General features: G+C 25.2%; 9 protein-coding genes. 5 read left to right on the top strand and 4 right to left on the bottom strand.

Annotated features, from left to right (window positions below):
- Positions 1-1,020: 1,020 nt before the first annotated feature.
- Positions 1,021-1,614, top strand: coding sequence for a hypothetical protein (locus tag L8X40_RS08135; protein ID WP_261545274.1), 594 nt, complete (start codon positions 1,021-1,023; stop codon positions 1,612-1,614).
- Between the two features lie 22 nt (positions 1,615-1,636).
- On the opposite strand, the gene L8X40_RS08130 is transcribed toward L8X40_RS08135, so the two are convergent.
- Positions 1,637-1,987, bottom strand: a complete 351-nt coding sequence (locus L8X40_RS08130; protein WP_391530078.1) for a helix-turn-helix transcriptional regulator — start codon at positions 1,985-1,987, stop codon at positions 1,637-1,639.
- A gap of 152 nt (positions 1,988-2,139) precedes the next feature.
- Between L8X40_RS08130 and L8X40_RS08125 the strand changes: the two genes are divergently transcribed.
- The 4 genes from L8X40_RS08125 to L8X40_RS08110 all read left to right on the top strand — a co-directional run bounded on the left by L8X40_RS08125 (position 2,140) and on the right by L8X40_RS08110 (position 4,144).
- A complete protein-coding gene (locus L8X40_RS08125; protein WP_263667655.1) occupies positions 2,140-2,898 on the top strand; it encodes a hypothetical protein in 759 nt (252 codons plus the stop codon).
- A 17-nt stretch (positions 2,899-2,915) separates the two neighbouring features.
- The gene (locus tag L8X40_RS08120; RefSeq protein ID WP_263667654.1) at positions 2,916-3,383 is read left to right on the top strand and encodes a DUF5675 family protein; all 468 of its coding nucleotides are present in this window, start codon (positions 2,916-2,918) and stop codon (positions 3,381-3,383) included.
- Between the two features lie 229 nt (positions 3,384-3,612).
- A complete protein-coding gene (locus L8X40_RS08115) occupies positions 3,613-4,002 on the top strand; it encodes a hypothetical protein (protein ID WP_263667653.1) in 390 nt (129 codons plus the stop codon).
- A complete protein-coding gene (locus L8X40_RS08110) occupies positions 3,959-4,144 on the top strand; it encodes a hypothetical protein (RefSeq protein ID WP_412175589.1) in 186 nt (61 codons plus the stop codon). The genes L8X40_RS08115 and L8X40_RS08110 overlap by 44 nt, the downstream gene beginning before the upstream one ends.
- A 38-nt stretch (positions 4,145-4,182) precedes the next feature.
- Here the strand turns inward: L8X40_RS08110 and L8X40_RS08105 are convergent, their stop codons facing one another.
- Genes L8X40_RS08105 through L8X40_RS08095 form a run of 3 tightly spaced genes read right to left on the bottom strand, consistent with a single transcriptional unit; the run spans position 4,183 to position 5,659 of the window.
- Complete coding sequence (locus L8X40_RS08105) at positions 4,183-4,572, bottom strand: hypothetical protein (RefSeq protein ID WP_141085224.1); 390 nt, start codon at positions 4,570-4,572, stop codon at positions 4,183-4,185.
- A complete protein-coding gene (locus tag L8X40_RS08100) occupies positions 4,569-5,012 on the bottom strand; it encodes a hypothetical protein (RefSeq protein ID WP_087699198.1) in 444 nt (147 codons plus the stop codon). Before L8X40_RS08100 ends, L8X40_RS08105 begins: the two co-directional genes overlap by 4 nt.
- On the bottom strand, positions 5,009-5,659 hold the full coding sequence (locus L8X40_RS08095) for a hypothetical protein (protein WP_087699196.1): 651 nt from the start codon (positions 5,657-5,659) through the stop codon (positions 5,009-5,011). Before L8X40_RS08095 ends, L8X40_RS08100 begins: the two co-directional genes overlap by 4 nt.
- Between the last annotated feature and the right edge of the window lie 371 nt (positions 5,660-6,030).

The raw sequence follows: 6,030 nt of genomic DNA, 5'->3' as shown, positions 1-6,030 counted from the left end.
TAAATGCTAGATTTAGCAGGTGTGGTTTGTTAATGAAAATAAAAACTTTGTAATTGATTTGTGAAAAAATAGCAAGGTTTTAAAAGCAATACAAGAGAGATGTTTTAAAGAATTTGAGTAATGTAGCTAGGTTTAATAGATATATGCTTTTAAAACAAGGTTTTGCAAACCCAAATTCACAAGATGAAGTTTTTTATGATGATATTAAATCAATAACCTAGATTGATATAAAGGTTTATATCAATCTGGATATAAATTTTAAATAAATTTTACCAAGAAGATTTTTTGTAAAGACTATGTATTTTTAAAAAAAGTATTTTTAAACCAAAGTTTTTACTATGATAATAAAATCTATCATTTAAGAAATTAAAACTTAAAAATGAAAATTTGATTATCAAAGTTCCTAGTGATTTTTCAAAGCTTTATAAAATATTATAAAGTATTATAATAGCTCACATAGTATAATTAGTTTTATCTATGAAAAAGATTTATACCTAATATATAATTTAGATGTAAAATAAATTGTTATTATGGTTATTTATATAATATACAAAAAGCTATTTTTGAAAATATAAAAACTCTTTTTTTAAGATTTTGAATATAATTTTGTCGGCGGAAAAATAAAAACAACACAAAAATGCTGATTTTATTTTTCCATAAAGCTTAAACTTAAATTGAATTTCAATTAATATAATCCAATTTAAAATCTTTATCTTGATTTAATTATACTTTTACGATTTTACCTTTATTTGTTAAAACAATATGGGCATTTTTAGTATAATTAGCCAAAGTAGATCTTTTTGCACTAAATGTTTGAATAATATAAATATATTTGCCATTATCGAGAATTTGTCGGCGGAAAAATAAAAAGCAACCATAGAAAAATAAAATGATACTTTTTGGTTACATTTTATTTTTCTTCAAGACTTAATCTTAAATTTTCAATTGCTATTATTTTTTAAATAATCAAACAATATTTTTAGTATAATAAATAAAAACTTTGAATAGGAGCTAATCGATATGCTTAAACACTTATTTGCTTTGATTGCATTTGCAATAATTTTTATTGGTTGTGGCTATAATGAGGACACAAAATTAGAATTATTAAGAAATGATATTTACAAAGAATTTAATGGATTAAGTTATAGAAATGATACAAATTTTCATAAAAATTTAGTTGAATTTTTAGAAGAACATGTGAAAAAAAATAATTTTATAATGGACGAAAAAGAATTTAAGAACTATACAAATTGTATTTACTACAATGTATGGACAAAATCAAATAAAACGACTTTGTCTATTCCTTTACAAACATGTGATAATGAATTCAAAAATAATATTTTAATGAACACTCGATATGGAAATCCAAGTTATGTTATGGGTAACAACAGTTTATGGGATGGGGAAAATTCGATTGCTAAGAATATTATAATAAAATCTTTATATATACCTGATAGTTACAATTTTAAGGACTCTCATCATGCAATAAAAGACAATGGAATGCAAATAGCTATTAGAACAAACTATACAGCCAAAAATCAATTTGGCATGTCATTTGAAGGAAGTACTTATATTTTATTTGATCAGTTTGGAAACATGCTATATGCCGAGTAAAAGCAAGATTTTTTTTCTTGTTTTATATAATAGAACGCAGAACCTTTCCTTGTATGATTAACTCAATTTGTGAGTCTTTTAAGTCTATGCTGTAGCTTTTATAATCCTTATTTACACTAATGATATCCAAAATTTTACTTATTGGATTTAATTGCAAAAGTTTGACCATAAGTTGATTATCAAAATTTAAAATATATAATCCATCTCCTTGATACTCATGTGTTTCTTCAAATACCACCCAGCTATCAGGTAGAAGCATTGGAACCATAGAATATCCATCAACTTTAATAGCTTTTAAATTCTTTGGTATTGTTTTAAAAAAAGCTTTACTAAGCTCAAGCATTTCACCAGTTTCATATTCTTCTAATCCTATTAATTCATTGCCACCGCCAGCAGAAGCTGAAATATCGAGTTTTGGTATAGAATAAAAATTAATTTCTTGTTTATTTATATCTTTAGTTTGTGTATTTTTCTCTTTATCAATGTAAAATTTTTTACTTAATTTGCTTATATTATCAAAATTGTTTGAGTACTTTTTTAAATGTTATGCAAAACAATGCATTGATGCGCAATATTGCAAACACTCCTCCACCTGAAAAAATTGGAAATTACGTAGGATATGAAAAAGGCTTTATATGGGTTGATAAAAGCACTACTCCAAATACATTTTATGTAAGTAATTTAACTGAATGGGTAAAAGTCGAACTTTCAAAAGAAATACCAATAAATAAGCTATCTTTTAAGGTTTCAAGAAATAATGTAGCTACAACTTACTCAGCTTGTTGTATTTCTAATTTTGGTCTTATTGATATAAATGCAAATGCAATATTTGCTAAGGAAGCTAATATTACTACAAGTCCAAATGGAAGTGTTGTTTTTGAAATAAATGGAAAAGATTATACGGCTACTATATCAAGCACTATACCACTTTATGGAACAGGCTATACATACAATATTTTTCAAGCTAACAATAAATCTTTACTAAGTGGTGCCTTAACAAATGATGGAATTTATGAATATACACTTATATTTGATCAACCTTTGCCAGGAAATATTATAGGTTTTGGATTGCGTCCTTATGGGAATGTTGTTAGCAGAGATTGGACTCCTAAGATGATTTTAGAAGCTTTTTCAAATGGTATCTTAGAACCTATGAGCAGATTAGAAAAAATCGCAAAGACTAATGCAGAAGTTTCTAAAAAAGGCATATATGCAATAGATATTAGAACAGGTGATGATATTTCTAAAGATGTAAATTCATATTCACAATGGAACATAGAATAAATAAAAAAGGAGAATAAATGAAACTAAAATTAACTAGAAAGTATTTAAGAAATACTTGTGTCATAGGAGAGTTTAAAGTCTTAGATGAAAAAGAAAATATTCTTTTTGAGTGTTTTTCTTTGGAAGAAGATGAAGAAGGTGTTGAAAGAGAAAAAGATCTTAGAGTTCCTGTTGGAGTTTATAATCTAAAAAGACACACATCATCAAGTTTTAATGATAAAGGTAAAATGGTAGTAGCAGGAGTTAAAGTTTTAAACGATGATGATAGTGTTGTAAATATCTACAACGATGATGTGCCTTTTGATAGACACATTTTGTTGCATTGGGGAAATACAGACAAAAATACAAAAGGTTGTATTTTACTAGGTTTAACTAAGAGTGATGAAAGTATAGGTCAAAGCAGACAAGCTTGTAAAAAATTATATGACTTGCTATATCAACAAGATTTATCAAATATAAAATTAGAAATCACAAACAAATTTTAGAAAGGAGTAAGTTTAGAGTAGGTTACCACATAATCCCCCTAAAAAAGGGGATAAGGTTAATAAGCCTTGACTATAATCATACTTAGTAGTATAATTATAAAGATTATGTGGATTATATAGCTCAAATTTAATCACCTACTTTCTAGGGTTAGATTAAGCCATAGGGGGTCAGACCTACGGCTAACCCTTGAAAGTATTATACAAAAACCTACTTTAAACTACAAATAATATGTCATTTTTATTTAAAAACACAAAGCTTTATATTGCTTTAGCATTAATGCTTATGCTTAATGTATTTTTATATCTTAAGCTAGATAGCACAAATGCAAAATTAGAAAAAAGTCAAAGTGATTTAAATTTAGCTTTGGGTGTAAATAATGAACTCACAAAAATTGCTCAGGAGCTTAAAATAAGACACGAGCAAGAGCTAAAAGCACTCTTTCATGCAAATACTCAAAAAAATCAAATCAAAACGAGGGTTGATGATGTTAAAAACTATATATCCAAAAGCAATGAAGCTAACACTACTAAGCTTTTTAATGCTATGCTTGATAGGCTGTGGGAGCAAAACACAAGTGCTAACCAAAATACAAATTCAAAAAGTGCAAATACCAAATGAGCTTTTAGAATTTGATAGAGCAAGCAAACCTATAGTGCAAGATGAAAAAGATATATTAAAAGCTTATAGTGAGCTTTTTTATCACTATAAGCAATGTGAGATCAATATAGATAAAATTAAGGAGTTGAATGATGAATTATGAAATTTCTGTAAAAATTTTTATTTTTTATCAAGAAATATTTATTTTTTGATTTTTATAGATATTTGAAATATTCTTTCGCACATTGCTAACATATGATCAATCTTTGTTTTTTCTAGATAATTTGCATCGGTTTGATAATCTGCCCATTGTCTCATGCGTTTTAAAGTTTTTAATTGGTGGTAGTAAGATAGAGGTAAATTATTGTGATCAAATATATATGCGTGCATATTTTTCGATTCTTTTATGGATTCAAGTATTTCTTTGTTTTCATGTAATATTTTATGATAAAATGCGTAGTACAATCTTCCAATACCCATTCTAAAAGAAATTCTATCATTTTGCTTTAAACATATTTTGGCAAACTGAAACAAATCATTAGCAAATTCAAAATGATTATCGTATTTACTATTTTTATTAAAATTCATCATAAAACCATAAATGAATCAATATAAAAATATTTTTTTTGTGAAAATATATCATGTGTTTTTTTATTTATCTCTTCTAGTTCATCTACGCTTATATTATCTGGTGAATCTATGTTGAAAACGAGAGAGATTTTATTTTCTATATTATCCTTAAATTCATTAATAGATATAATGTTGTATCCAGTTGTTTTTACTATAAGATTGCTTAAATGTTGAATTTCATAGTCTTTGTCGTGTATTTTACCTATTTTTTCACTACTTGTAGTATTTGTTTTTTGTAGTGAAAACAAATTTTCTATTGTATTTATTTTTTGTAGTGAAAACAAATTTTCTATTGTATTTATTTTTTGTAGTGAAAAATTATTATATGATGATAAATATGTATCAACAGAGGAATGTGTTAAAACTAAAACTATAGGAGCTAAACTGGCAAGATTAATCATGGTATTATTTCTTTCATTTTTTCATTTTGTAGTGAGTGTAATTCTTTAATTTTTTTGCAAATAGTATTATCGTAATTACTATTCGGTTTTTCATAAGCTGTAATTATTTCTATAAAATATCCATTTTCTTCCTTATATTCATTATCTAAAGTCAATATATTGCTTTTGTTATCAGCTATCATAATAAAGCATATGTTTTCTCCATATTCTTTTTTTATTTTAATATTTGAGAGAGATTTTAAATAGTCGTTATTTTTAATTTTTATACTTAAAAAATTTTCTATAGTAGTTGTGAAAAAAGTTTTTTTTGTTCCTATTCTATTTATGGAGTGAATTTCGTTTTTAATAGATTCTAAAATATCAATAATAAAATTAACATCTTCGTTTGTGCTTTTAGATAAGTCAAAACCTATAGTATGATCTCCTAAAAGGACATTAATATCGCTATTTTCAAATTCAAGTCTATAAATAGGCTGGTATTTTAAATTTGGCTCAATATTTCTAATATCTTGAGGGATATTAAAAGTTGGTAATCTTTTTATTTCAGCAGATTTTCCATTTAATTGGATTAAGGGAAATAAACTTTCTATATTTTTGTTAAAATCTACAAATAAGTCACATATATCTATAATTTTTTTACTATTCATGCTATTTACTCCTTTGCTAATGTCAAAATATATAGCAAATAATATTCCAATTATTATATTTGTTTTAATTGTTTGTTATTAAAAAAAATTATAACACATTGTAAAATTTTTTTGGAATTATAGCAAATTAATCACTTAAAAATACTTAAATCTAATTATCGTTATTAGCATATCGATTGCCAAAAAAATAATTATTATTTTTGTTTTTTATTTATATTCTTTAATTGCCGGTTGTTTTAATATTTTTATCTAAAACTTGAGAGCGGTTTTGTGTAGTAAAATACTTTGTAAAATCTTCACTCGGTTCATATTGCATGTACTTTGCAAAAGACAATGAGGTAAATAGCGCTAATAAAAATATCTTTTTAAGC

It is taken from the genome of Campylobacter sp. CNRCH_2013_0855, assembly GCF_025773025.1.
GTDB lineage: Bacteria > Campylobacterota > Campylobacteria > Campylobacterales > Campylobacteraceae > Campylobacter_D > Campylobacter_D jejuni_C.
This window is presented reverse-complemented; position numbering and strand designations above follow the sequence as displayed.